The organism is Rhizobium sp. BK112, assembly GCF_014193215.1.
In the GTDB taxonomy this organism is placed as follows: Bacteria; Pseudomonadota; Alphaproteobacteria; order Rhizobiales; family Rhizobiaceae; genus Rhizobium; species Rhizobium anhuiense.
Genome location: NZ_JACHYZ010000002.1, coordinates 468,425 through 486,745 on the forward strand (window position 1 = coordinate 468,425; position 18,321 = coordinate 486,745).

General features: G+C 61.8%; 36 protein-coding genes and 1 tRNA gene. 2 read left to right on the forward strand and 35 right to left on the reverse strand.

Annotated elements, in window-relative coordinates; genetic code table 11:
- Window positions 1–51 precede the first annotated feature (51 nt).
- Together FHT75_RS07445 and FHT75_RS07450 are read right to left on the reverse strand one after the other, a co-directional pair.
- Window positions 52–1,257, reverse strand: a complete 1,206-nt coding sequence (locus tag FHT75_RS07445; protein ID WP_183844700.1) for a TCR/Tet family MFS transporter — start codon at window positions 1,255–1,257, stop codon at window positions 52–54.
- Between the two features lie 447 nt (window positions 1,258–1,704).
- The gene (locus FHT75_RS07450; protein WP_028757099.1) at window positions 1,705–2,112 is read right to left on the reverse strand and encodes a hypothetical protein; all 408 of its coding nucleotides are present in this window, start codon (window positions 2,110–2,112) and stop codon (window positions 1,705–1,707) included.
- Window positions 2,113–2,374: 262 nt separating this feature from the next.
- Between FHT75_RS07450 and FHT75_RS07455 the strand changes: the two genes are divergently transcribed.
- Window positions 2,375–2,451 (forward strand) — tRNA-Pro (locus FHT75_RS07455).
- A 106-nt stretch (window positions 2,452–2,557) separates the two neighbouring features.
- Here the strand turns inward: FHT75_RS07455 and FHT75_RS07460 are convergent.
- The 33 genes from FHT75_RS07460 to FHT75_RS07620 all read right to left on the reverse strand — a co-directional run bounded on the left by FHT75_RS07460 (window position 2,558) and on the right by FHT75_RS07620 (window position 17,800).
- Window positions 2,558–3,547 (reverse strand): tyrosine-type recombinase/integrase, encoded by a 990-nt coding sequence (locus tag FHT75_RS07460; RefSeq protein ID WP_246713304.1) that lies wholly within the window; start codon window positions 3,545–3,547, stop codon window positions 2,558–2,560.
- Window positions 3,478–3,864 (reverse strand): hypothetical protein, encoded by a 387-nt coding sequence (locus tag FHT75_RS07465; protein WP_183851427.1) that lies wholly within the window; start codon window positions 3,862–3,864, stop codon window positions 3,478–3,480. Before FHT75_RS07465 ends, FHT75_RS07460 begins: the two co-directional genes overlap by 70 nt.
- Window positions 3,854–4,024: a hypothetical protein gene (locus FHT75_RS07470; protein ID WP_183851428.1), complete on the reverse strand. Its 171-nt coding sequence runs from the start codon at window positions 4,022–4,024 to the stop codon at window positions 3,854–3,856. The genes FHT75_RS07465 and FHT75_RS07470 overlap by 11 nt, the downstream gene beginning before the upstream one ends.
- Window positions 4,021–4,533, reverse strand: coding sequence for a hypothetical protein (locus FHT75_RS07475; RefSeq protein ID WP_183851429.1), 513 nt, complete (start codon window positions 4,531–4,533; stop codon window positions 4,021–4,023). Before FHT75_RS07475 ends, FHT75_RS07470 begins: the two co-directional genes overlap by 4 nt.
- Entirely contained in the window at window positions 4,533–5,276 is a 744-nt protein-coding gene (locus FHT75_RS07480) for a hypothetical protein (RefSeq protein WP_183851430.1), read from the reverse strand. The genes FHT75_RS07475 and FHT75_RS07480 overlap by 1 nt, the downstream gene beginning before the upstream one ends.
- Window positions 5,276–5,737 (reverse strand): hypothetical protein, encoded by a 462-nt coding sequence (locus FHT75_RS07485; protein WP_183851431.1) that lies wholly within the window; start codon window positions 5,735–5,737, stop codon window positions 5,276–5,278. The genes FHT75_RS07480 and FHT75_RS07485 overlap by 1 nt, the downstream gene beginning before the upstream one ends.
- Complete coding sequence (locus FHT75_RS07490; RefSeq protein WP_183851432.1) at window positions 5,730–6,503, reverse strand: hypothetical protein; 774 nt, start codon at window positions 6,501–6,503, stop codon at window positions 5,730–5,732. Before FHT75_RS07490 ends, FHT75_RS07485 begins: the two co-directional genes overlap by 8 nt.
- 252 nt (window positions 6,504–6,755) lie before the next feature.
- On the reverse strand, window positions 6,756–7,040 hold the full coding sequence (locus FHT75_RS07495; protein WP_183851433.1) for a hypothetical protein: 285 nt from the start codon (window positions 7,038–7,040) through the stop codon (window positions 6,756–6,758).
- A complete protein-coding gene (locus FHT75_RS07500) occupies window positions 7,030–7,446 on the reverse strand; it encodes a hypothetical protein (protein WP_183851434.1) in 417 nt (138 codons plus the stop codon). The genes FHT75_RS07495 and FHT75_RS07500 overlap by 11 nt, the downstream gene beginning before the upstream one ends.
- A complete protein-coding gene (locus FHT75_RS07505) occupies window positions 7,439–8,011 on the reverse strand; it encodes a Lar family restriction alleviation protein (RefSeq protein WP_183851435.1) in 573 nt (190 codons plus the stop codon). Before FHT75_RS07505 ends, FHT75_RS07500 begins: the two co-directional genes overlap by 8 nt.
- A complete protein-coding gene (locus FHT75_RS07510; RefSeq protein WP_183851436.1) occupies window positions 8,008–8,559 on the reverse strand; it encodes a DUF1643 domain-containing protein in 552 nt (183 codons plus the stop codon). Before FHT75_RS07510 ends, FHT75_RS07505 begins: the two co-directional genes overlap by 4 nt.
- Complete coding sequence (locus tag FHT75_RS07515; RefSeq protein ID WP_183851437.1) at window positions 8,556–8,771, reverse strand: hypothetical protein; 216 nt, start codon at window positions 8,769–8,771, stop codon at window positions 8,556–8,558. The genes FHT75_RS07510 and FHT75_RS07515 overlap by 4 nt, the downstream gene beginning before the upstream one ends.
- Window positions 8,768–8,995: a hypothetical protein gene (locus FHT75_RS07520; RefSeq protein ID WP_183851438.1), complete on the reverse strand. Its 228-nt coding sequence runs from the start codon at window positions 8,993–8,995 to the stop codon at window positions 8,768–8,770. Before FHT75_RS07520 ends, FHT75_RS07515 begins: the two co-directional genes overlap by 4 nt.
- A complete protein-coding gene (locus FHT75_RS07525; RefSeq protein ID WP_183851439.1) occupies window positions 8,988–9,230 on the reverse strand; it encodes a hypothetical protein in 243 nt (80 codons plus the stop codon). The genes FHT75_RS07520 and FHT75_RS07525 overlap by 8 nt, the downstream gene beginning before the upstream one ends.
- The gene (locus tag FHT75_RS07530; RefSeq protein ID WP_183851440.1) at window positions 9,224–9,742 is read right to left on the reverse strand and encodes a hypothetical protein; all 519 of its coding nucleotides are present in this window, start codon (window positions 9,740–9,742) and stop codon (window positions 9,224–9,226) included. The genes FHT75_RS07525 and FHT75_RS07530 overlap by 7 nt, the downstream gene beginning before the upstream one ends.
- 23 nt (window positions 9,743–9,765) lie before the next feature.
- Window positions 9,766–10,017 carry a hypothetical protein gene (locus tag FHT75_RS07535; protein ID WP_183851441.1) on the reverse strand — a complete coding sequence of 84 codons (252 nt, stop codon included), beginning with the start codon at window positions 10,015–10,017 and terminating at the stop codon, window positions 9,766–9,768.
- Window positions 10,014–10,232 (reverse strand): hypothetical protein, encoded by a 219-nt coding sequence (locus FHT75_RS07540; protein WP_183851442.1) that lies wholly within the window; start codon window positions 10,230–10,232, stop codon window positions 10,014–10,016. Before FHT75_RS07540 ends, FHT75_RS07535 begins: the two co-directional genes overlap by 4 nt.
- Entirely contained in the window at window positions 10,226–10,423 is a 198-nt protein-coding gene (locus FHT75_RS07545; protein WP_183851443.1) for a hypothetical protein, read from the reverse strand. Before FHT75_RS07545 ends, FHT75_RS07540 begins: the two co-directional genes overlap by 7 nt.
- Window positions 10,420–10,911: a hypothetical protein gene (locus FHT75_RS07550; protein ID WP_183851444.1), complete on the reverse strand. Its 492-nt coding sequence runs from the start codon at window positions 10,909–10,911 to the stop codon at window positions 10,420–10,422. Before FHT75_RS07550 ends, FHT75_RS07545 begins: the two co-directional genes overlap by 4 nt.
- Window positions 10,908–11,339, reverse strand: coding sequence for a DUF4326 domain-containing protein (locus FHT75_RS07555; protein ID WP_183851445.1), 432 nt, complete (start codon window positions 11,337–11,339; stop codon window positions 10,908–10,910). Before FHT75_RS07555 ends, FHT75_RS07550 begins: the two co-directional genes overlap by 4 nt.
- Window positions 11,336–11,746: a hypothetical protein gene (locus FHT75_RS07560; RefSeq protein WP_183851446.1), complete on the reverse strand. Its 411-nt coding sequence runs from the start codon at window positions 11,744–11,746 to the stop codon at window positions 11,336–11,338. Before FHT75_RS07560 ends, FHT75_RS07555 begins: the two co-directional genes overlap by 4 nt.
- A complete protein-coding gene (locus FHT75_RS07565) occupies window positions 11,743–12,213 on the reverse strand; it encodes a hypothetical protein (RefSeq protein WP_183851447.1) in 471 nt (156 codons plus the stop codon). Before FHT75_RS07565 ends, FHT75_RS07560 begins: the two co-directional genes overlap by 4 nt.
- Window positions 12,210–13,325: a phage Gp37/Gp68 family protein gene (locus tag FHT75_RS07570; RefSeq protein WP_183851448.1), complete on the reverse strand. Its 1,116-nt coding sequence runs from the start codon at window positions 13,323–13,325 to the stop codon at window positions 12,210–12,212. Before FHT75_RS07570 ends, FHT75_RS07565 begins: the two co-directional genes overlap by 4 nt.
- The gene (locus tag FHT75_RS35765) at window positions 13,318–13,836 is read right to left on the reverse strand and encodes a hypothetical protein (RefSeq protein WP_246713306.1); all 519 of its coding nucleotides are present in this window, start codon (window positions 13,834–13,836) and stop codon (window positions 13,318–13,320) included. Before FHT75_RS35765 ends, FHT75_RS07570 begins: the two co-directional genes overlap by 8 nt.
- Window positions 13,829–14,176 (reverse strand): hypothetical protein, encoded by a 348-nt coding sequence (locus FHT75_RS07580; RefSeq protein WP_183851449.1) that lies wholly within the window; start codon window positions 14,174–14,176, stop codon window positions 13,829–13,831. Before FHT75_RS07580 ends, FHT75_RS35765 begins: the two co-directional genes overlap by 8 nt.
- A 41-nt stretch (window positions 14,177–14,217) precedes the next feature.
- The gene (locus tag FHT75_RS07585) at window positions 14,218–15,120 is read right to left on the reverse strand and encodes a hypothetical protein (protein WP_210299025.1); all 903 of its coding nucleotides are present in this window, start codon (window positions 15,118–15,120) and stop codon (window positions 14,218–14,220) included.
- A complete protein-coding gene (locus FHT75_RS07590; protein ID WP_183851451.1) occupies window positions 15,120–15,266 on the reverse strand; it encodes a hypothetical protein in 147 nt (48 codons plus the stop codon). Before FHT75_RS07590 ends, FHT75_RS07585 begins: the two co-directional genes overlap by 1 nt.
- Window positions 15,259–15,528 carry a hypothetical protein gene (locus FHT75_RS07595; protein ID WP_183851452.1) on the reverse strand — a complete coding sequence of 90 codons (270 nt, stop codon included), beginning with the start codon at window positions 15,526–15,528 and terminating at the stop codon, window positions 15,259–15,261. The genes FHT75_RS07590 and FHT75_RS07595 overlap by 8 nt, the downstream gene beginning before the upstream one ends.
- The gene (locus tag FHT75_RS07600; protein ID WP_183851453.1) at window positions 15,518–15,868 is read right to left on the reverse strand and encodes a hypothetical protein; all 351 of its coding nucleotides are present in this window, start codon (window positions 15,866–15,868) and stop codon (window positions 15,518–15,520) included. The genes FHT75_RS07595 and FHT75_RS07600 overlap by 11 nt, the downstream gene beginning before the upstream one ends.
- 1 nt (window position 15,869) lies before the next feature.
- Window positions 15,870–16,133, reverse strand: coding sequence for a hypothetical protein (locus FHT75_RS07605; protein ID WP_183851454.1), 264 nt, complete (start codon window positions 16,131–16,133; stop codon window positions 15,870–15,872).
- A gap of 3 nt (window positions 16,134–16,136) precedes the next feature.
- Window positions 16,137–16,334 carry a hypothetical protein gene (locus tag FHT75_RS07610; protein ID WP_183851455.1) on the reverse strand — a complete coding sequence of 66 codons (198 nt, stop codon included), beginning with the start codon at window positions 16,332–16,334 and terminating at the stop codon, window positions 16,137–16,139.
- Between the two features lie 90 nt (window positions 16,335–16,424).
- Window positions 16,425–16,607 carry a hypothetical protein gene (locus tag FHT75_RS07615; protein WP_183851456.1) on the reverse strand — a complete coding sequence of 61 codons (183 nt, stop codon included), beginning with the start codon at window positions 16,605–16,607 and terminating at the stop codon, window positions 16,425–16,427.
- 479 nt (window positions 16,608–17,086) lie between these two features.
- The gene (locus FHT75_RS07620) at window positions 17,087–17,800 is read right to left on the reverse strand and encodes a LexA family protein (RefSeq protein ID WP_246713307.1); all 714 of its coding nucleotides are present in this window, start codon (window positions 17,798–17,800) and stop codon (window positions 17,087–17,089) included.
- 77 nt (window positions 17,801–17,877) lie between these two features.
- Here FHT75_RS07620 and FHT75_RS07625 point away from each other — a divergent pair, with 77 nt between their 5' ends.
- A complete protein-coding gene (locus tag FHT75_RS07625) occupies window positions 17,878–18,129 on the forward strand; it encodes a hypothetical protein (RefSeq protein ID WP_183851457.1) in 252 nt (83 codons plus the stop codon).
- The last annotated feature ends 192 nt before the right edge of the window (window positions 18,130–18,321 follow it).

Genomic DNA, 18,321 nt, shown 5'->3' on the forward strand with positions numbered 1-18,321 from the left:
ATCCCAGGGCTTGCCCCTGGGATCCGTGCGGCACGCGGCGCGGGCGGTGGCCTATGGCGTCGGCCCGCTTGCCGCGGTCGGCGCCGGATTCTTCAGCCTGAGAGCAAGAATGAGCGGCACGGCCAGCCCATAGACGGCGACGACCGAGAGCCAGATCGCGCCCGGCCATGCCTGGCGGACGAGGAAATAGACGCTGGAGAAGCCAAGCGGCGCCACGATCGAGGCGAGGCTGACGACCGAGGCCAGCACACCCTGGAACTGGCCTTGCCGGTTTTCATCCACCTGCCGGCTGGCGAGCGACTGCAGCGCCGGCACGCCGATGCCGCCGAGCGTGAAGACCGGCATGATCGAAAAGATCATCCAGCCCTGGCCGGCAAAGGCCATGACGGTGAGCGCCATCGCGGCGCCGGCGATGCCGGTCAGGATTGCCCCGCGTTCGCCGAGCAATTTGACCGCCGGTCCCGGAAGGAAGGCCTGGGTCAGCGTCTGGCAGATGCCGAAGGCGCCGAGGGAAAGGCCGATCGAAAGCCCGCTCCAATGGAAGGCGTCGCTGCCCCAGAGCGCCCAGCAGGTGCCGTAGGCCTCGCCGGTGGCGCTGAAGATGAAGAAGAGGGTGACGACAGGCAGCAGGCTTTTGACCTCCAGCACCGCGTGCAGCGGCTTCAGCGGATTGAGCGCCGAAAGCGCGATCTTCTCCCGGCTGCCGGGGCGCGATTCCGGCAGGACGAAGAAGGCGAGCAGCAGGTTCAAGCCATTGAGCACGGCGGCCGCCATGAAGGGCAGCCGCAGCCAGTAATCACCGAGGATGCCGCCGGCGACCGGGCCGATGATGAAGCCGAGGCCGAACATGGCGTTGAAAAGCCCGAAGCGGCGGGCGCGCTTCTCCTCGGGCGAAATGTCGGTGATATAGGCGGTCGCCACCGACACGTTGGCGCTCGTCAGGCCGGCGATGGCGCGGCCGAGAAACAGCATCGGCAGATCGGCCGCAAAGGCGAGGAACAGATAGTTGACGGCAGCGCCGGCGAGCGAAATCAGCAGCACCGGCCGGCGGCCGATCCGGTCGCTGAGGGCCCCGAGCACCGGCGCGAAAATGAACTGCATGACCGCATAGAGCGCGGTCAGCGTGCCGATATAGGCCGCGACGTTTTCGGCATGGGTGATATCGCGCAGCAGCGCGGGCAGGATCGGGAAGATCAGGCCGATGCCGACGGCATCGAGGACAATGGCGGTGAAAATGACGATAAGGGATCTGGTCATGGCGCGTTCCGGGTCGACGCAAGCGCACGAGCGCCGTTCGAGCGCCAATGGACTCACGATGAGGCCTGAGCTGATCAGGCGTTTGGTTTCTGGGAGGTGCTGGCCGATCCATGCTGCAAAGGCATGAATGGCGTGTGCTCGACCACCTGGACGACCATTCGTCCACCTGTTTACTCCGCCACTGAGCGGATCAAGGGAGGCAGCCGCTTTTCGCGACGGGCAATAGATACGCCGGAGGGCGGAATGCGACAAGCCCCTTTTTGCGCCGGATCCGGCTGCGGGCTGTCGGGATATTCGGAGCGGGGAGTCGATGGGCCATCCGCTGCAACGGCGGACCTGGCGGAATCTGCTCTTCGTGCAGAAGCCGGCTTGCGGCAGAAGCAGCCGCCGCGAACGAAAACAGGCGGCACTCGGGCCGCCTGTGAGCTGCTTCAGACGAAGCGTCCGTTACTTCTGTTCCGGCGCCAGGAACTCGGCGCAATAGGACGGGCCGTTGACGCCAGGGATATCGGCGACGGTGCGGATGTCGCGGATCGTGTAATCGGAGCTGGTGGTGATTTCCGCCTGGCAGCGCAGATAGGCGGTGCGGGCGGACGCGATCTGCTTGCCGCGCTTGCCGTCGGCGCCTTCGGCGTATTTCGCCGGAATGCGCACGGTCTTGTAGCCGCCGCGCCAGGTATAGACGGTGGTCGAGCCTTGCTCGCTGTCGCTGATCGGCGGCCCGTAGGCGGCAAAGAAGATGCCGGCCGATTTGCCGACCCAGCGGGCCTCGATCGGATTGCCGGCGGAAGGAATGGTCGTGCATCCGGCAAGCGCAATTGCAAGCCCGGCCGCGGTCATGGTGCGGAAATTCATCGTGTCGTCCTGATCTCTAGCGCATTGGCTGCGAAGCCCGCCCTCGTGAGCGGTTTCGCCTGTCCCGTCTGCCCTTTAGCGCGGAACCCGGCAAAAGAAAATTGCCCGTTTGAGACTTCCGTTCGATTTGCGGGAAGTGTGGCTTTTTGCTGCAGCCGCGCGAGCCCGCGCCTGTCACAACCCCGTCAAAAATTCCGCCGGTTTTTTGGAATTTGGTGCTTGTGCAACCAGATAGGCTGTTCTATAGAAGCGCCGCTGGTCACGGAGTGTAGCGCAGTCTGGTAGCGCACCACGTTCGGGACGTGGGGGTCGAGTGTTCGAATCACTCCACTCCGACCAGTCTGAACCATTGAAAAAGTTCATCATTTTCCCGAAACTTCGAATTCTCAGATACTTGCCATATCATGCAGCGGACCGATTGCGGACCGATTGCCCTGCGGACCGGTTAGAATGCGTTCGCCGCCTGCTTCTGAAAGTCCGGGCTGGCGTGTGCATAGGTCCGTTCGAATTCCTCGGCTGTCATGCCCAGGGATGCTGCTGCCTGCTCGGTTTCGACGCCGGCTTGCGCCAGCCAAGTCGCACGCGTGTGGCGCAGAACGTGCGGCGTGACATCCTCGCCGAGGCCGGCGATCGCCCGGATCGATCGGAAGCCCTTATGCGGCTTGACGATCTTCTCCCCTGAATAATGCACGGCGTAGCGCAGTGTCACCGGCCGGCCTTGTTCGTCGATCGCGGTGTCCGCCTTATGCCAGTAGCGCAGGAAGCGCAGAAGGCGAGGTGGGATCTTTACGGGCGTCTTGCGCTTGTTGTGCATGCTGCGCTCGCCCTGGGCCTTGCGGTAGATTACGCCGCTGTCCAGGTTGATGTGGCCGCCGGTCGTGCTCGGCATCCATTGCAGGCCGAGGGTCGCACTGAGGCGCGTGCCGGTGTAGAGGCCGATCATGATCAGCCGGACGAGATGCGGGTAACGCCAGCCGGTTCGCTTCCACTTAGTCGGTTCGCGGGTTTCGACGTCATAGACAACAGGAACCCAGCCCATTGCTGCGAGCAGCAGCTTTGCGATCTCGCGCCTCGTCAGCCAGCTCTGTCGCGGTTCGCCCTTCTCCGGCAAAGTCACTCTCGGCACCATGTCGAGGGTTTCCTCGGCGTGGTAGTGGTTGATCGCCGCTCTCAGGACTTCCAGATCCCGGCGGGCGCCGCCGAGATTGCCGCGATCGGCGGCATATTCACGGTAGGTCTGTCCCCGTAGTTCGGTCAGCAGCATGTCGCCGAAGAAATCGGTGACGCGGTCGAGCATGGCGAATGTTTCCTTCGGCCTGGCCGTCGACGGCGCCTTCTCCTCGGAATAGACGATGACGACGTCGGCTACCGTGACTTCAGCTGCACGACTGGAGCGCTGCGGCCGGTATTGACTGGTGATGTAGTCGGCAAGCATTCCCTGAGCTGCCTCAACCTCAGCTTCGCTGCATTCCGTGGGGACACGCTTGTCTCCGTCCTTGATGAACCATGTGCCAGTGTCTGGTCTGAGCCAGAGCCTTGCGGGGCGGCGCTTTTGCGGCATTTCTCAATCATCCTTTTGATCCCGTTCTTGGTGACAAAATCCTTGTTGGCAATCTGGAAGATTTCCAGATTGCCCTTCCTGGCCTCGGTGCGCAGGGAGGATTTCGTCAGCTCGCCACGAAACAACAGCTTCGCGGCCTTCGCAAGCGGGATTGGGTCATCGGGGCCGTAGTCGTCGATATCATCGGGCATGGTGATCACCTGAAAGAAACATGCCGACGAGGATCAGCGCGAAAAACACAAACCAGGTCCATGTCGGCGGCGCGAAGCGAAAGCCTCCGGTCATCCATTCTATTTCGAAGCCGCAGGGCTCTGTGAGAAAGTCGAGGAGGCGCTTGAGCAGGTGGGTCATTGTCCTCTTCTCCATCTCTCGAAATCGGAGCGCAGGGAGTTCCAGCGCGCCGCGGCGGCTGTGTCGGTGTCCAGCTCGTTCAGTGATTGAACGTTGAGGATCGAATGCATGCGGGTCTTGATGCGCTCGAAATCGGTTGCGTCGCGCAGCTCGTGGCAATCGATCAGGTATTGGCGGAAGGCCTGGTCGCTCTTGCACTTCATCGCGCATTCGGCGGCATAGCGCTTCGGTTTTGGCTGTTTGCCGGCAAGCTCGCGATAGGCGCGGCCACAGCGATCAAGCAATTCAAGCAGGAACCGCTGGCGCTCGCCGGCGCGGATCAGGAAATCCTGGAAGACAAAGGGCGCGTCTGCCGCGACCGCGGCGATCGCGCGCGGCTTGTCGTCGACCGGATCGCGTACGACGAGGGCGAGGCCAACGCCGTCTGCCTCGACCGCCCAGTCGGCGCCGACCGTGGCGAGGTCCTGCCGGATCTGCTCGAGCTTACGCTTTTCCGCCTCGGTTGCCATCAGGGAGCCTTCGCCTCCTGTGAGGGAGCGGGGGCGTTGCTTTTCTTTACAGGCCGCCACCAATCCGGACGATCTTCCTCACACCAATTCTCTTGAACGGGGCAACCACGCTTGCGGCAGTTTTCAGAGTATTCGGGAAGGACTGCGCCGCAGCGTTCGCACCAGTCGTATTCTCCCCAATATGAGGAGGCGAGGTGATCGCATCCCCTCGGCACCTCCAGACGTAGATCCTGGGGATCAAGAAAGCCCTCGAAAAGGTGAATGACGGCGCCTGCCTGTTTGGGAGACAGTTTTGCCGCATCGAAACTGATACCTGCCGTGGGCCTGCCTCGCATGACTTCGTAGAGTTCTTCCATGCGGGCTCGGTAGTAATCTCCGTTCCAGCGGCTTGGATGAACCGTCAAGGTTTTCAGCCCATGCCAGAACGCCTTCGCATCATCAGGGGTGATCTCTTCGCCATTCGTGACGGGGTCTTTTGCCCACTCTTCCAGGCGGTCGTAAAACCAGTGAACCCACCGGTTGTGGTCTTCGACGCCTTTGCAGAGGTCATCATCCTTCAGGTCTGAGGAAGGCCATCCGTGAGATTTCCAATGCACCTGGTTGTCACGATATTGCTCTCGCTCAAGTTTTAGACGGCGTTCGATGTCTTCGACATGTGCGATGACAGAAGCTTTAGTCCCCTTCGGCGCCATGACAGAGCGAGAGAGGCCTTGCGAAAAATTGAAAAAGACATGGTAGCTCATCAGTCGTACCCCCACGATTTCGCGATGGCGACGAAGCGATCATACTTCGGCCGATCGGGATGCAAGGGTCCGACAGCGCGGCCGGAAAGTTCGGAAACGGGTGTGCCTACCGGTTCGTCAGGATCGCGACTGCCGGCGAAGGAAATCGAGACATCGCCCTCGCAGGGTTCGTAGCCGCTCCAATCGTGCGGCGCATCATTGCCGCACTCGACGCAGAAATGACGGCGCTCGCAGCGGTCATATTCATAGTCGGGATGTTCGCAGCAGTTGATGCAGATCGCAGCGCCGGGATTGTATTCGTTCCATGTGCAGATTTCGGCACGATCGCCGCAGACACGGCAGGGCGGGCTGTAGTGTCCGAGCTGGATCATGAAGCCGGGCACATAGAAGATCGCGCCCATGCCGATCCGGACGACATCTGGTCGCCAGCGCCAATAGAGCATGCGTCGGATCTTAAGCATCGCCGCTGCCTTCCGTTGCGGTGGCAAGGTCGAGCACCAGGCGAGCCGATTGGTCAGCACGGTCCTTGATGGTCATGTCCGACGAGAAAAGCGCGAACTTGAGTTCCTCGACAACTTTGCGAAGCTGATTACGCTCGATCTTAAGCGTGTCAGCAGCTGCGCGTGCGGCGTCCCTGCTTCCTTCGGCATCGCGGCGTTGGCGCCACGCCTCGGCGCGATCCTTCTTCAACCGCCCGAGCTGTTCGAGGCGCGCATGCATGTCGCGATCGTGCTGCGCCTGCAGGTCAAAGACGCCGTTCTTTTTGTCGTCGTCCCGTCGGTTGAGTGCGACCGCGCCCCATCCCATGCCTTGGCGACGGATGTAAACGCAGGTGTTACCGAACCTGTCGTGGATGGCCTCAAGCTGACTGATTAGATCCTCGATCTGGATCATGTGATCGTCATCGCCACCAAGCCCATGGGGAGGGGGCGATGTGGTGGAATCCGCGAGCTGCTGCTTCGCCAGAGCGAGGCGGCGGTATGACATGATGACCTTCTCGTAGGACGCGATCCACGCTTCACGATCGGTCGTCGCCTTCTCCTGCATCTCTGCCAGAGCGAGTTCGGCAAGCCTGCGGATTTCTTCCTTTGACGGGAAGAGTTGTATGGAAGAGCCGGCGAGCGCTGCTTCAAGAATCCGCCGAACTTCGCCCTCGTTCGCTTCATTGCGATAACGCTGCTGGGCTTCGCAGCCAGCCTGGATCATGGCCTTGGTGATCTGGCTCATCGGCGATCCTCCGTTGCGCAGGTGGCCGGCACGACGTGAAAGGCGGAGCGCCGATCGCGCGCCTGATTGAGCCGGTCTCGCTGTTCGGGATCGCCCATCACCCACGGGTACAGTTCTCCGGCGTCGACACGATCCTGCGTTAGCCGCCTCGCGCGAGCGAGAGGGCTTTCGGGTCGCTGATCGACGCACGATTTGCACTGGCACGGCTGGCAGATGCAGGAGTTCTCCGGGCCGCAAATTTCGCAGGGCAGATCACCCATTGATCTTGCCCTCCGTTGCAGTGGCGGCCTTGAGCTTGAAGAAGTCGTCGGCCGCGACGGTTGCGCATCCGAGGCTGTGAGCGAGGCTCATGATGTTCTCAGATGATGGCTTGCCGGAATAGACGGTGAAGAGGTGCGCAGCCGCCGTCAGCAGCATCATGATAGCGTCGGCCGGGTCGGTCCCGGCTTGCTGGCAGATGGCCTTTGCTGCCGCTTCTATTGCCAAAACCCGGCCTTGCGGATCTCCGGGCAGATTGCCTTTGATCTCAATCTGCATCGGCGTCGCCCCTCAGCGGGATTGCTGCGACCACTATGCGATCCGGGGAGACCTTTTCGGCCAACTCCGACATCGGATCGATGCGTTCGTGCTCGGCGATGGTCATGAGCGGCACGGCGATTTCATCGCCATAGCGATCTTTCCATTTTGCCAGCCAGTCGAAAACATTTTCGGGATTTACCTGCTCCGATTCTTCGATGACCGGTTCCAGGTGCGGGTGCATCGCAAGAATCACCGGAACGGCTTCGCGGCTCAGGCGCGGGATTTGATGAGTGAAGACGGTCTCCCCAGTCATCCAATTCAAAACTTCGTAAACGCCGGCGATGTGGTTTTCGGAAACGAGAACGCCGGTCACGACGGATAGGACGGCGCCAGTCGGAAAGCTCTTCGTTTTGCGGTCAGTCATTCTTGATCTCCTTGGTGGCGGCGCGGTCGATGCGCTCGATTTCGGCAATGAGGAGGGCGGCCGATCTCACCAAATCGCGCCTGCGCGTCTTTGGTGTCCACCAGCCCCAAGACCAAGATTTCGGCCATATGAATTGGATCACGGCCAACAGGCGGTCATCCTTGCCGCGCTGGCTTTCATCTACTGCGCCCGACGTAGCGTAGCAGGCAGCGGCAAATGCCATCTCTCCAGCGGTGTGCGTGTCATCGTGTTCGAAAGTGAAGCCTTCGGCCTCTACCTGCCGGCGACGTTCGGCAGCAACATCTAGCAAAGCCTCCGACGCGCTGCGGCGGTTCCACTGGCGGATGGCCTCATTCGCGCCAGGCTCTTCCTCGTTTTCGCTTTCTTGGCAAGCTACCGGGCCTCGGGCCGAGCATGCGTTGCAGAACACGTAGGCCGAAGAAAAGTCTGCGCGCTCGACGAAGGCGTCGAGCTTGCCGCAGTATGCGCATGGTTCGGTGATCTCTTCGGTCGTCGGAATGAGGTCGTTATCGTCCTCTTCGAGGTCGTCGGAACGGTCGTTCATCGGACTATCTCCCGTGCATTCTGAAATATGATCGGCTGCTGGTCGCGCGCGATGCGGTGGACGCCGCGGGCCATCGGGTGTTTGGGAAAGCCGTCCTTCGTCAGGCCGAGGCAGACGAGGTCGACGAGCTGCTGGCGGGCGCGGTGCATGAACCACTTGTCGCGGCCGAGGTAATCGCCGCCGTTGCCCCATGCGGCCAGGACGGGCGTGTTCTGATAACGGGCGATGATGAAGGCGCCGTCGATGAACTCGTTGCAGCGCGGACCGATCGAGTCCTTGGCGCGCATCATCTCCTTCGGCGATGGCGAGCGAAAGGCGTGAAGATTGACGATGATGAGGCCGCCGTAACCCCAGAGCTTGGCAAACCAGATGAGGACACGGACCGTGGGGTCGTTGCGCAGATGATCGGCGTCCGACGGGTTGAGCATGCAGACGACCAGGAAGGGCTTGGTGCTATCCCAGACGCGGCGCAGCTCGTCGCGATAGAGGGTGCAATCGGAGATCGCGGCGAACATCTGCATTTCGGATTTGAAAAGGTCGAGGGTCACCGCTGCTCCTCCAGGAAACAATCCACGGCGCCGCGAAGGTTCTGCATTGCCTCATTGTATCCCTCGCGGAAACCGGCCGGCTTCGCGTCGAAGATGTTGTCGGCCTTGGCCTGGAGTTCCGTCACGGTCCAATTCTCGGCGCACCAGGCGGCAAACTCCTCCATCTTCAGTCGGAACAGCTCTGCGACCTGATATTCAAGGTTTATGGTCATTCGCGCTCCTTCCCCGTGATGACGAAGACGGCGCCGCTCGGCATGTGCAACTCGACCTCGTCGCCGCGCTCGATGCGCGTGAAGATCGCCTCGAGGTCGCCTTCGGCGTCGATGAGGAAGCTTTCCAGTGTCGAGACCTTGGCGCGCAACTCCTCGATCAGCAGGCGCTCGCGGCGATATTTCGCGCGGCTATCCGGATGGTGGATGTTGATGTGGTCAGGCATCGCCGACGGCCTCCTCGTTCGAAAGAAAGGTCTGGCTGTTCAGAGGGAGGCCGAAGAGGCTGTCGCCAGCCTCGACGATCGGGCTGTCAGATGCGGAGAGCAGTTTCATCGCCAGCTTGTCCGGGATGACCTGATGTGGCTGCTCGAACCACCAGACGCGGCGCCCGTCAGTGAACTGCATGTGCAGTTCGTCTCCGGCGCGGATGCGTGCGATTATGTTCTCAGCCTTCAGCATGCGGCCGTCCTCGCCTTGCTCGCTGCGATAGCGCGCTTGAACGCTTCCTGGCCTGCGATCAGCTGGCGCAGGCAGTCGGCGGCTTGACGGATGGACTTACGGGCGCGCAGCTGCGCCAGGCGGATGCGGTTCGGCCTGGTGTCGAACCAGCCGCGCACGGCGTACATGAGGATGTCGAACTCGGGCTGAAGCGGCTGCGAGTCCCAGACAGGGATTGGCCCCATCATCACAGTGGCGCCGTGGCACCAGAGATCACGGAACATCTCCAGCACGGTGCACTGAACCGGCGGCTGGCCCGTGCTGAAGTAATCCGGCTTATCGGGATCGTTGAAGCCAAAGAAGCAGATCAGACCGGTGTCATGATTCCACATCGAAGGATGGTTCAACGTTCCTTCCCACGTACCGGCATGCGTCCAGAGCGTCACGCCGGCGAGATCGCCGAGCAGCTCGGGAATGCCGGGCACGACCTTCAGGAGGTCCGTGTCGAAATCGTCGCACCACATCGGGCGCATGGCTGGAGATCCTGTCCGGTCCATCAGTTTGACCTCGCCTTCCGATAAGCGGCCGCCTGAGCGGCGTGGGCCTCGAGTTGCTTCGGCAACTTCTCGATGATGATCTCAAGCGCTTCGGCATGGTTTGCAGGCGGCAACATGGTGCCGATAATGGCTGCGCACGCGTCGCCGCATGCGGCCATGGCCTCGACCGCGGTCAACACATGGGTGCGAACGCCATCGGCCATCATCTCGACGATCAGGTCACGGATCTTGTTCTGCGCTTCCTTGCTCATAGCAAGCTCCCTCGTTCCCGCGACTTGCGGCAGTCCGGGCAGAAATGCTGCCAGCTGCCGGCGTGGCGTTCGATCAGCCAGCGGGCGATCTTGGCGACGCGGACGGCTTTTTCGCGCGCGGCGCGGGGATCGGCGTCCATCACCGAGTCCATAGATGTCGGGCAGCTGTCACAGCCGATGCGCGCGGTGCCGGCGGTCGTGTCGGTTTTCAGCATCGGCCTTGCTCCTTCAGGACGGCGACGAACATGCTGATGCCGGGAAGCGAAAAGGGTCGATCGGCGACGCCGCCGTGGTCGCCGGCGACGACGCGGCGGATCGTCACTACCTTGGCCGGCAGGACGATCTCGCGCCGGCGCTGGGCGAGCAGGAGCGGGCGGCCGGAAAGCTTGCGGACGTGGACGGTCATGCGCCCCTCCAGTTCCACAGGCCCTGCAGGCCGCTTGCGGGCACGGGCGGCTCCAGCATCTCGATGTCAGTCAGTGGCCAGCCCCAATTGAAGGTGCCTTCGCGATCGCTGTCATTGCCGGCGTCGTCGCCGAATTCGCGGGCGCATTCCACGCCGCTCTTCGGTTCGCCGACAACCGCGGTGCAGAGCACGTGCGACAGCGGCAGGAAAGTCGGGACGGCGCTCTTCGGTTGCTCCAGGATGCGATCGAGCAGCGGGATGGCGAGATCGGGTTTCAGGCAGGGCGTTGGGTAGCTGCCGGGACGGGCGAGATTGATGCGCAGCGCCAGAACCTCGGAGCGCTTCATCGGCCTGGCGCCGGCGTGGATGGCGATGCGCTGGCCGATCAATGATGCCGGCGGCCGCCAGCCGCGAAACTCATACGGCTTGGCGCCGATCGTGATCAGGCTCGTCCATGGCTGCCAGACGGTGAGGGCTTTCATCATCATCGCGAGACGATCTCCTGAAGCGGGGCGTTGGCGACCTCGAGGAGGACATCGGCGTGGCAGGGCTCGCCCGGCTTGCACCAGCAGGCGAGGTTGAAGCCGCGCAGCGCCTTGGCGATATCGACCGGCGTCGGGACGGGGTAAATCCGGTGGTGATTGTGCGGGCCAGTTGTGCAGATATCCGCGCGATAGCATGCGATCGCGTGTTCAACGGCTTCCTGTTTTGTCGAGCAGCTCTTGACGATGGTGCCGCGCGCGAAAACATCCCATACCGCCGGCTTCGCAAATGGATCTTTGCTGAAGGCATAGTGATTGCCGAAGGGCGAGGTGCGATCGACCTTGATGGCGTCGAGACCGTTGGCGGCGCGCGACGCGGCCTGAAGGTTGAAACCCTTCTGGCGCGACAACTGGATGCGGATAGGCTGTGTCACTGGATATCCCCCTTGCGCGGGATATTGGGATGGACGACGCCGTTGGTCTCCCATTGCGACCTGATGGCGATGCCATCGCGGACGCGTCTGGCGAGTGCTGCCGGCAGGCCCTCGACGACGGCTTCAACCAGGACCTGGTGTCGCTCGATCGGCGCTACGCTGATGGCGTAAGCAGCAAGCCGCACCGCCATCTCGCCGCAGAAGATTTCGTCGTAGGGCAGGCATTCGTTGAAGACGACTTCCATGCATGTGCGCATCGCATTCTGCGCGGCGATGATCTTATCGATATCGGCGTGGGTCTTTGTGCCCGTCCGGCCGAGCTGCTCCGCGACGAGCCGGTCGGTGTCCTGGCGAATCTTGGCGAAGACGCGCCGGATATTGGCGCGGTCCTGGTTGGTGATGCTCATGGGCTGAGCCTCGCTTCGCTCCGCTGCAGCCGCGCGGCTGCGAACATGCTGATCGGCGGCAGGCTGATCGCCATGCGGACGGTGCGGGCGCTTCCGCTTTTGTCCGTCGCGGTGGCGGTGATGCCGATGATGATCTTCTCGTCGCGGATTTCGAGATCGGGGATTTCGGGAATGAGGCCGTGGCTGCGGCAGAAGCACCAGGCGCAGCCGATGGTCCTGTTGTAATGGCGGTCGATCTCGGAATAGCTCATGCCGTTGCGCAGCATCTGCGTCACGGCTTGGACCGTGAACGACCGGCGCTCTCCCGCTTCAAGGGCAACTGCATCCGCGAGGCCGAGCTCGATCAGCTTCTGCGAGAGCGTGGTGCGGTGCACCTTGTAGCGCATAGCGATCGCCGCGCGCGTCAGACCTTCGGCAACCAGCTGGCGCAGGGTTTCATCATCCGGGAGCTTTCTCGGTTTCGTCATTGATCGGCACCTTGCTTGAAGTGGGCGGGAAGGGGCGGATAGCCGTTGTGCTCGACGCCATCGAGCAGGCGGCCCGCGCGCGATTTGGTGACGCGGAACATGCCGATCGGCTCGCGCATGCCGTCGCAGCTGGGCTTGGCCTGGCGGCCGTCGACGTCGAGCCAGATGGCGTCGTTGGTCGCCATGGCGCTGTCGTAATGGCCGTTGTCGTGGCTGGCGACGATCCAGTTGCCCCACTGCTTGAAGAGGAAGGGAGCGCCGGCGTCGTAGCACTGGTCGCGCAGTGCATGGGCCCAGTGCGGATGCATGGGACGGCAATCGGTACCGCTCTCGCCGCCTGCGACGATCCAGTCGAGGAAAGGAAGTCCGCAATCATAGGCGCTGGCGCTCTGACTGTTCTCGACCCAAGCCTCACCGGTCAAGGCGTCGTAGCGGATCTCCGCATCGCCATCCGTGAAGCAGATATTGTTGAGGTCGATAGGTCCTAGCATCGGCTCTGCACTGATCCAGCGTATCGCCGCCGGCGTGTCGAGCAGGATCGGGATGCGCTCGTCGGCGCGCTTCTGATCTTCGACAGAGACACCAAGCCAGACATTAGGGAGCGGATACGCCCGGTCCTCGATCGCGCCGGCAGCGCAGGGAGAGCCTGCCGCATCCGCCGCCGCCGCGCCCCATCGACGGCTGAACTCCCGATGGTCGTCTTCAAAGCAGCGCTGCATCTCGCGAACATAGGTCCGCATCCGCTCCGGTCGCTTAGTCAGCACCTGAAAGATGTGATGCTGCGAAAGCGCCATGACGGCGAAGACCCTATCGATCCAATCGTCCGGCACACCTTCGGCGAAGAGATCACCGTGGGCGCAGACGAAGATCATGCGCGGGCGCTTCCAGCGCAGCGGCTCGTCGAGCCACTGCTCGTTAAAGCGGACCTCACCGGTCCAGACCGGCCCGGCTTTGGTATCGCGCGTCAGGCCGGCGCGGCTTGGGATGTGCTTCAGGCGCGTGCCGGCCAGCTTCATGGCGTAGCAGTTGGTGCAACCGGGCGAGACGACGGAACAGCCGGTGATCGGGTTCCAGGTGGCGTCGGTCCATTCGATCTTGGTTCCGTCAGCCATGGGCGCCTCCTTCGGTCTCGCCGGCAGGTGAGGCGAGATCGCCATAGCGGTACGTATCGGGCTTGCCGTCGAGCGGCTCGCCGGTTTCAAGATCGACCGTCGGCGAACCTTCCAGGCAGGCGGCGTGACAGGTGCCGAGTTCGATATCGGTGGCGCAGATATCGTCAGCGGTGATCGGCTTGGCGCAGATATCGCAGTGACCGTGCCCGGCATCCTCCTCGAGCATGGTCTGCCAGAGGCGGAAGCCGGCGAGCTTGCGCTCGAAGCGCGCCTGGTCGAACTCGTCACCGATCAGGTCGCGCAGCCACTGGGTCGCGGCGAGGACGTCGGCGATCTCATCGAAAAGCGCCTGGCGGTTCGGTTTGCCTGAAACCGGCTCGCTGCCATTCAGTCCCTGGATCGTGCAGCGAAACAGGATCGAAGCGAGCTCGCCGGCTTCCTCGCCGGCTTTGCCGAGCGCCTGGTGGATGAGCACGTCCGGCTCGGGTTTCCAGAGGGTGATGTCAGCCATTTTGTGCCGCCTTCGGTTTGAATGCCGAATAGAGGTCGCGAAGAATGGTGGTGAAGCGCTCCTTTTCCTCACTCGTCGCCGACACAAGCTCATCAAGGAATGGTGTTACTGGCCCGTCGCAAGCCAAAGCGCGGCTTTCGATCAGGTCGACGAAGGAGATAAACCGGGCCGACGGAGGGGCGCGGACGATGCCTTCACTTTCCATGCGCCGACGGACCATATCTGCCACGGCTGGAAGGTCATCGCCGGTCATGCAGAAATCCGCCGTCGGCTTGTCGGGGAATCGAACAAGGACGGTGATCTTGGCATCCGGTTTGAAGTTCTTGAGGATGGCGTCCATGTGGTCCTGGACGTCTGCCGCGACACGGTGAAGGAGGTCTGTCATGCCGCCACCTTCGATCCGGAAAAATGCCGGCCGAGGATCATGCGCGTGCCATGCTGGATCGCGGCGATCTGGAAGAAGGCTTGATGCCGATACTCCCGGCAGATGCACGGTTCACTGTCGCTGAGATCGCGCCAAAGAAATTCAGCAGCGTCATGCTCGGTCTCGAAGTGATGTTCGACTTCGTCCAAGATCGCGCGTCGGTCGCTCGCCTTGGTGTAGTCGTATTGCTCCTGATAGACGCTGACGAACTCGGTGACCTGCTTCCAGCGGTCCCAGCAGTCGCGGTCTTTGTCGTCGAAGGCGGTCAGCGGCCGGTTTTCAAGCCAGGCCTGTTCGTCCTCGCCCTCTTCATTGAGCTGCCCTTCAAGAGGCCGCTGTTTGATCCAGGCGCGCAGCTCCTGAATGTCACCGTTGTCGCGTCGCTTGTCTTTACCCCAGCCGGGTGTGCCCAGCAGATGGTCAATCACGCCTTCGTTCAGCTCCCTCTTGAAATGATCAAGGGTTGCGTCCCTGTCATATTCCTGCTGCTCGTTGGTCTTGGAGAGCAGATAGTCGAAGTCGCAGGATTGTAGCCACCTGCAGGCCTCTTCGAGCGTCTGCATGGCGTGATAGTGGACCACGGTCAGCTGGCCGAGATCGCCGACGATCGTCATGTGACCGGGTGTCCAGGTCAGCGTATAGGCATAGGTGGAGTTATAGGCGAACTTCGCGGCCTCGACCGGCGGCAGGATGCGAAGGAACGGGTAGGAGCCTTCCTGCCTCTTCGTCACCTTCTTGTCGATGTAGTGCATGTGAAAGCGGAACGACTTGACCGGCTCCTCGATCATGACGTGGTTGGCAAGATACTTTGCAGCATCCGCCGTCGCCTCGTCGCGGCGCTGTTTGTATTCCCGGCCCATCATCCGTTCTCCCTGATACGCTTGATCTTCCGGATGATGCCGTCGCTCTGGGCCTCGGCGTTCTTGCGGGCGCTGGTCGTGTCAGTCGCGTGAACATCGAGCTTGGTGCCGTCCTCGAAATGGACGCGGAAGAGTGTGTCAGCCATTGCCAGCCTCCGGCAGGAATCCGGCATGGACGTTGATCGCGAGCAGCAGCAGCTCGGCGATGTCGCGGACCTCGGCGTCGGAACGCTCGCGGTTGACGTCGACGACGAAAACCATGTTGCCGTCGGCATCGGCGATCGTGCCGCAGTGGCTCTCGTCGTGATGCAGGGGCAGGCGGATCTTGAGATGGCCAAGCGCGACAGAGAACAAGGTCGACGCGTCGACGGCGGGGTGTGGCCGGGTGGCGAGGGCGCTAGTTGCCATGATAAACGCCCTCCCGTTCGGCGATCGCCTTGGCGGCGGCATTGCGCAGCGGCCGGTCGTCGTTTCGGCAACCCTTGGCGTCGATGACCGATATCAGGGCGTGGCAGAGGCCGATGATAGTCTCCTCGCTGACCAGGTCCGTCACGTCATCCTGCCGGCTGAGCAGGATCCTGTTGACGGCGATCAGTTCGCAATTGGCCGAGGCCATATGGTCCAGGGCCGCGGCGATGTGCCTGAGGCCTTCGCCCTTCAGTTCGGCCGCGACGAGGTCGTCGACGTCGCCGACGAGGCGGAGGGCCGGGCGGGGCGCGGTGCGCGGGAAATGCAAAATCTCTGCCATGTCAGTAGCCCTCCATGGTGCGGAAGTGGGTGAGGAAAGAAGTCCACTCGGGATAATCGCGCTTCAACGCGGCCTGTTCGCCGTCGATGAAGAGGCGCAGGAACTGGCGCTGGCGGAAGAGATCGAGACCGAGCGCATACTCGATCGCGGCAATCATGTCCTCGTGGCGCCGCTTGTCGCGGCGCACCATCCAGACGAGAAAACCGAGGACGGCGGCGGTCTGGATCGCCGCGAGCACAGTCAGGGTCGGGGTGATCGCCATCATGGCTCAGATCCCCAGTGCGAAGGAGAAGGCGAGCGTGAAGCCGACCGCTAGCAGCAATGCGGCCTCGGCGCAGCGCTGGGTCTTGCTGCGCATGCGCATCGTATCCAGCATCCGCTCTTCAAGATCGCGGCGGCTGTCATCGGAAGTCAGGATATCAGCGAGGCTCCTGCGGGCCGTCGCGACTGGCATGACGTGGTTCATCGGATTTCCCCTTGTTCATCCGCTTGGGAAACCGCCCCGTTCCTGGTCGGGGCGGAGACCGAAGCCGGATCCTCTGTTCGGGCCAGAGGACTAGGCGGCCTCGGTGAGCTTGACCTGCTCGGCGACCCACGGGACGTTGCGGGCCTGGCTTTCGAGGCTGATGCCTGCGGCAAGCAGGGTCTTTTCGGTCTGGGGGCCGCGGTCCTGATAGAGACGCAGCATGATGCTACGGTCGCGCCGATCAGCGGCAGTAATCTCGCTTTTGGTTTTCATGATCATCTCCTTTGATCCCGACCACGCCGGCCGCCGCTTCTTCGGGAGGAGTGTGAAGCGGCGGCTGGCTTTTGCGGTCATCCGGGGAAGGGAGGAGGATCGCCGGACGAGATGGAAATTAAATCTACATTCAAACGGCGTCAATAGGGAGATAGAAATAAAATCTATGTTAGTGATTCGACTCGACTCCAGGCGCGTTCTCGGGATTAATAAGAACTAAAGGAGAACGGCATGCAACTTTTGATCAGCGAAGTATCACGCGAATTTGAGCTGCAGATCAGATGTGAGAACTGCATGCGGGAGAGCACAAGGCTCATTAAGGTGCCCAGGATTGATGAGGCGCCGAGCGACGTAGAGGAGCTATTGGAGAGCGGCCTGCTGGGGAATTTGCGGTTCTCATGCGCTAAATGCGATAGCGCTATAGGCCTTCTCGTCAGCGCCTCGCTCTGCGGCGTACATGACGCGCGCGCTGACGGAACCTAAAATGGGAGGTCGTTGACAACCCTTCTAACCAGGCCAATGATCTCGACTAGCGTGCCAGTGTCGGCATCCGGATCACGCGGCACAACGATAGGCTTATGCTTTGGGTTCGTAGATCTCGGATGATATTCGGTTCTGTCCTGGTAGAGCTCGATTTGCTTCACAGACCATTCGCGTGTTTGTCCGCCGTCGCGCGATCGCTCCACGACCACCACCATCCCATCGCGCAAGGGCGCCTCGTGGGCAACATCTTCATAGGAAACGCAGATGACGCGATCTCCCGGAAGAATGGGTCGCGGCCGCAGCTCGTTCATGGAATCGCCGGAGACGTCGAAAGCCATCAACCTGGCGCTCGGAAACCGATCGTCGGCCGGCAGAGAAAGTAGTTCTCGTTCTGACTGGTCCATGTCGTCAACTTCGCGGAACGTGCCCGCTTCGACCTTTCCGACAACGGCGACCGGCAACAGACGGCCTTCAATGGGGGCGGCTTCGACGTCGCTAAGCTCAAGCCCGTCTCGCAACCACAGCGCTGACTTGCCGATAGCTGATGCCAGCTTTTGCATTTCTTCGCCGCGCGGCTGCTCAATCTTGCCGTTCAGATATTTGTTTATGTTCGCATAGGGAATACTCGCGCGCCGTGCAAGTTCCGCACCGCTCCATCCGAGTTCTATCCGCCTGTGGTCAAGTCGCTTCCACCAAGTCATGAAACGCATATTAAATCCGGAATTTTTTTCTGGTGTAGATTTCCCATGGCTTGAAGCTAGATTTAAAATCTAGTACAGCTGCGTGCATGGAAGCGGAAATCACTGTCACAAAGATCATCAAAGAAGCCGGCGGCGTGGCTGCGGTAGAGCGCGCCTGCATTGGCGCCGGTGTCGTGATTACCCGTGACGCAATTTACAAGTGGCGGCTGACGGGTATCCCCGACCGTCACTGGCGCGTGCTGATTCCGCTTACGCCATTTGGGCCTGAAGAATTCTATCGGGCCAACTGCGCCGCCCGCGACATTCCCTATCCGGAAACGAGCGAGGCCGCCGAATGATTTTTCCCCCGCGCCGCGAAGGTAGTGATCGCCGCGCCAACTCGCGCCGGGCGGGCGGACCTTTATCGTCCGGCGCGCCTTCTTTTCGTCGTTTGTGTTTTGCCCAGGCATGCGGTCCCCCGTGATCTGCTAACGGGCTGAGTTTTCACAGGTTCCAGCGTTTCCCACTACGGGAAAAACCGCCCGGATTTC

Coding starts and splice junctions, on each gene's coding strand:
- FHT75_RS07445 (WP_183844700.1), bottom strand. CDS start 1,257: ATGACCAGATCCCTTATCGTCATTTTCACCGCCATTGTCCTCGATGCC.
- FHT75_RS07450 (WP_028757099.1), bottom strand. CDS start 2,112: ATGAATTTCCGCACCATGACCGCGGCCGGGCTTGCAATTGCGCTTGCC.
- FHT75_RS07460 (WP_246713304.1), bottom strand. CDS start 3,547: ATGCTTGCCGACTACATCACCAGTCAATACCGGCCGCAGCGCTCCAGT.
- FHT75_RS07465 (WP_183851427.1), bottom strand. CDS start 3,864: ATGCCCGATGATATCGACGACTACGGCCCCGATGACCCAATCCCGCTT.
- FHT75_RS07470 (WP_183851428.1), bottom strand. CDS start 4,024: ATGACCCACCTGCTCAAGCGCCTCCTCGACTTTCTCACAGAGCCCTGC.
- FHT75_RS07475 (WP_183851429.1), bottom strand. CDS start 4,533: ATGGCAACCGAGGCGGAAAAGCGTAAGCTCGAGCAGATCCGGCAGGAC.
- FHT75_RS07480 (WP_183851430.1), bottom strand. CDS start 5,276: ATGAGCTACCATGTCTTTTTCAATTTTTCGCAAGGCCTCTCTCGCTCT.
- FHT75_RS07485 (WP_183851431.1), bottom strand. CDS start 5,737: ATGCTTAAGATCCGACGCATGCTCTATTGGCGCTGGCGACCAGATGTC.
- FHT75_RS07490 (WP_183851432.1), bottom strand. CDS start 6,503: ATGAGCCAGATCACCAAGGCCATGATCCAGGCTGGCTGCGAAGCCCAG.
- FHT75_RS07495 (WP_183851433.1), bottom strand. CDS start 7,040: ATGCAGATTGAGATCAAAGGCAATCTGCCCGGAGATCCGCAAGGCCGG.
- FHT75_RS07500 (WP_183851434.1), bottom strand. CDS start 7,446: ATGACTGACCGCAAAACGAAGAGCTTTCCGACTGGCGCCGTCCTATCC.
- FHT75_RS07505 (WP_183851435.1), bottom strand. CDS start 8,011: ATGAACGACCGTTCCGACGACCTCGAAGAGGACGATAACGACCTCATT.
- FHT75_RS07515 (WP_183851437.1), bottom strand. CDS start 8,771: ATGACCATAAACCTTGAATATCAGGTCGCAGAGCTGTTCCGACTGAAG.
- FHT75_RS07520 (WP_183851438.1), bottom strand. CDS start 8,995: ATGCCTGACCACATCAACATCCACCATCCGGATAGCCGCGCGAAATAT.
- FHT75_RS07525 (WP_183851439.1), bottom strand. CDS start 9,230: ATGCTGAAGGCTGAGAACATAATCGCACGCATCCGCGCCGGAGACGAA.
- FHT75_RS07530 (WP_183851440.1), bottom strand. CDS start 9,742: ATGCGCCCGATGTGGTGCGACGATTTCGACACGGACCTCCTGAAGGTC.
- FHT75_RS07535 (WP_183851441.1), bottom strand. CDS start 10,017: ATGAGCAAGGAAGCGCAGAACAAGATCCGTGACCTGATCGTCGAGATG.
- FHT75_RS07540 (WP_183851442.1), bottom strand. CDS start 10,232: ATGCTGAAAACCGACACGACCGCCGGCACCGCGCGCATCGGCTGTGAC.
- FHT75_RS07545 (WP_183851443.1), bottom strand. CDS start 10,423: ATGACCGTCCACGTCCGCAAGCTTTCCGGCCGCCCGCTCCTGCTCGCC.
- FHT75_RS07550 (WP_183851444.1), bottom strand. CDS start 10,911: ATGATGATGAAAGCCCTCACCGTCTGGCAGCCATGGACGAGCCTGATC.
- FHT75_RS07560 (WP_183851446.1), bottom strand. CDS start 11,746: ATGAGCATCACCAACCAGGACCGCGCCAATATCCGGCGCGTCTTCGCC.
- FHT75_RS07565 (WP_183851447.1), bottom strand. CDS start 12,213: ATGACGAAACCGAGAAAGCTCCCGGATGATGAAACCCTGCGCCAGCTG.
- FHT75_RS07570 (WP_183851448.1), bottom strand. CDS start 13,325: ATGGCTGACGGAACCAAGATCGAATGGACCGACGCCACCTGGAACCCG.
- FHT75_RS35765 (WP_246713306.1), bottom strand. CDS start 13,836: ATGGCTGACATCACCCTCTGGAAACCCGAGCCGGACGTGCTCATCCAC.
- FHT75_RS07580 (WP_183851449.1), bottom strand. CDS start 14,176: ATGGACGCCATCCTCAAGAACTTCAAACCGGATGCCAAGATCACCGTC.
- FHT75_RS07585 (WP_210299025.1), bottom strand. CDS start 15,120: ATGGGCCGGGAATACAAACAGCGCCGCGACGAGGCGACGGCGGATGCT.
- FHT75_RS07590 (WP_183851451.1), bottom strand. CDS start 15,266: ATGGCTGACACACTCTTCCGCGTCCATTTCGAGGACGGCACCAAGCTC.
- FHT75_RS07595 (WP_183851452.1), bottom strand. CDS start 15,528: ATGGCAACTAGCGCCCTCGCCACCCGGCCACACCCCGCCGTCGACGCG.
- FHT75_RS07600 (WP_183851453.1), bottom strand. CDS start 15,868: ATGGCAGAGATTTTGCATTTCCCGCGCACCGCGCCCCGCCCGGCCCTC.
- FHT75_RS07605 (WP_183851454.1), bottom strand. CDS start 16,133: ATGATGGCGATCACCCCGACCCTGACTGTGCTCGCGGCGATCCAGACC.
- FHT75_RS07610 (WP_183851455.1), bottom strand. CDS start 16,334: ATGAACCACGTCATGCCAGTCGCGACGGCCCGCAGGAGCCTCGCTGAT.
- FHT75_RS07615 (WP_183851456.1), bottom strand. CDS start 16,607: ATGAAAACCAAAAGCGAGATTACTGCCGCTGATCGGCGCGACCGTAGC.
- FHT75_RS07620 (WP_246713307.1), bottom strand. CDS start 17,800: ATGCGTTTCATGACTTGGTGGAAGCGACTTGACCACAGGCGGATAGAA.
- FHT75_RS07625 (WP_183851457.1), top strand. CDS start 17,878: ATGGAAGCGGAAATCACTGTCACAAAGATCATCAAAGAAGCCGGCGGC.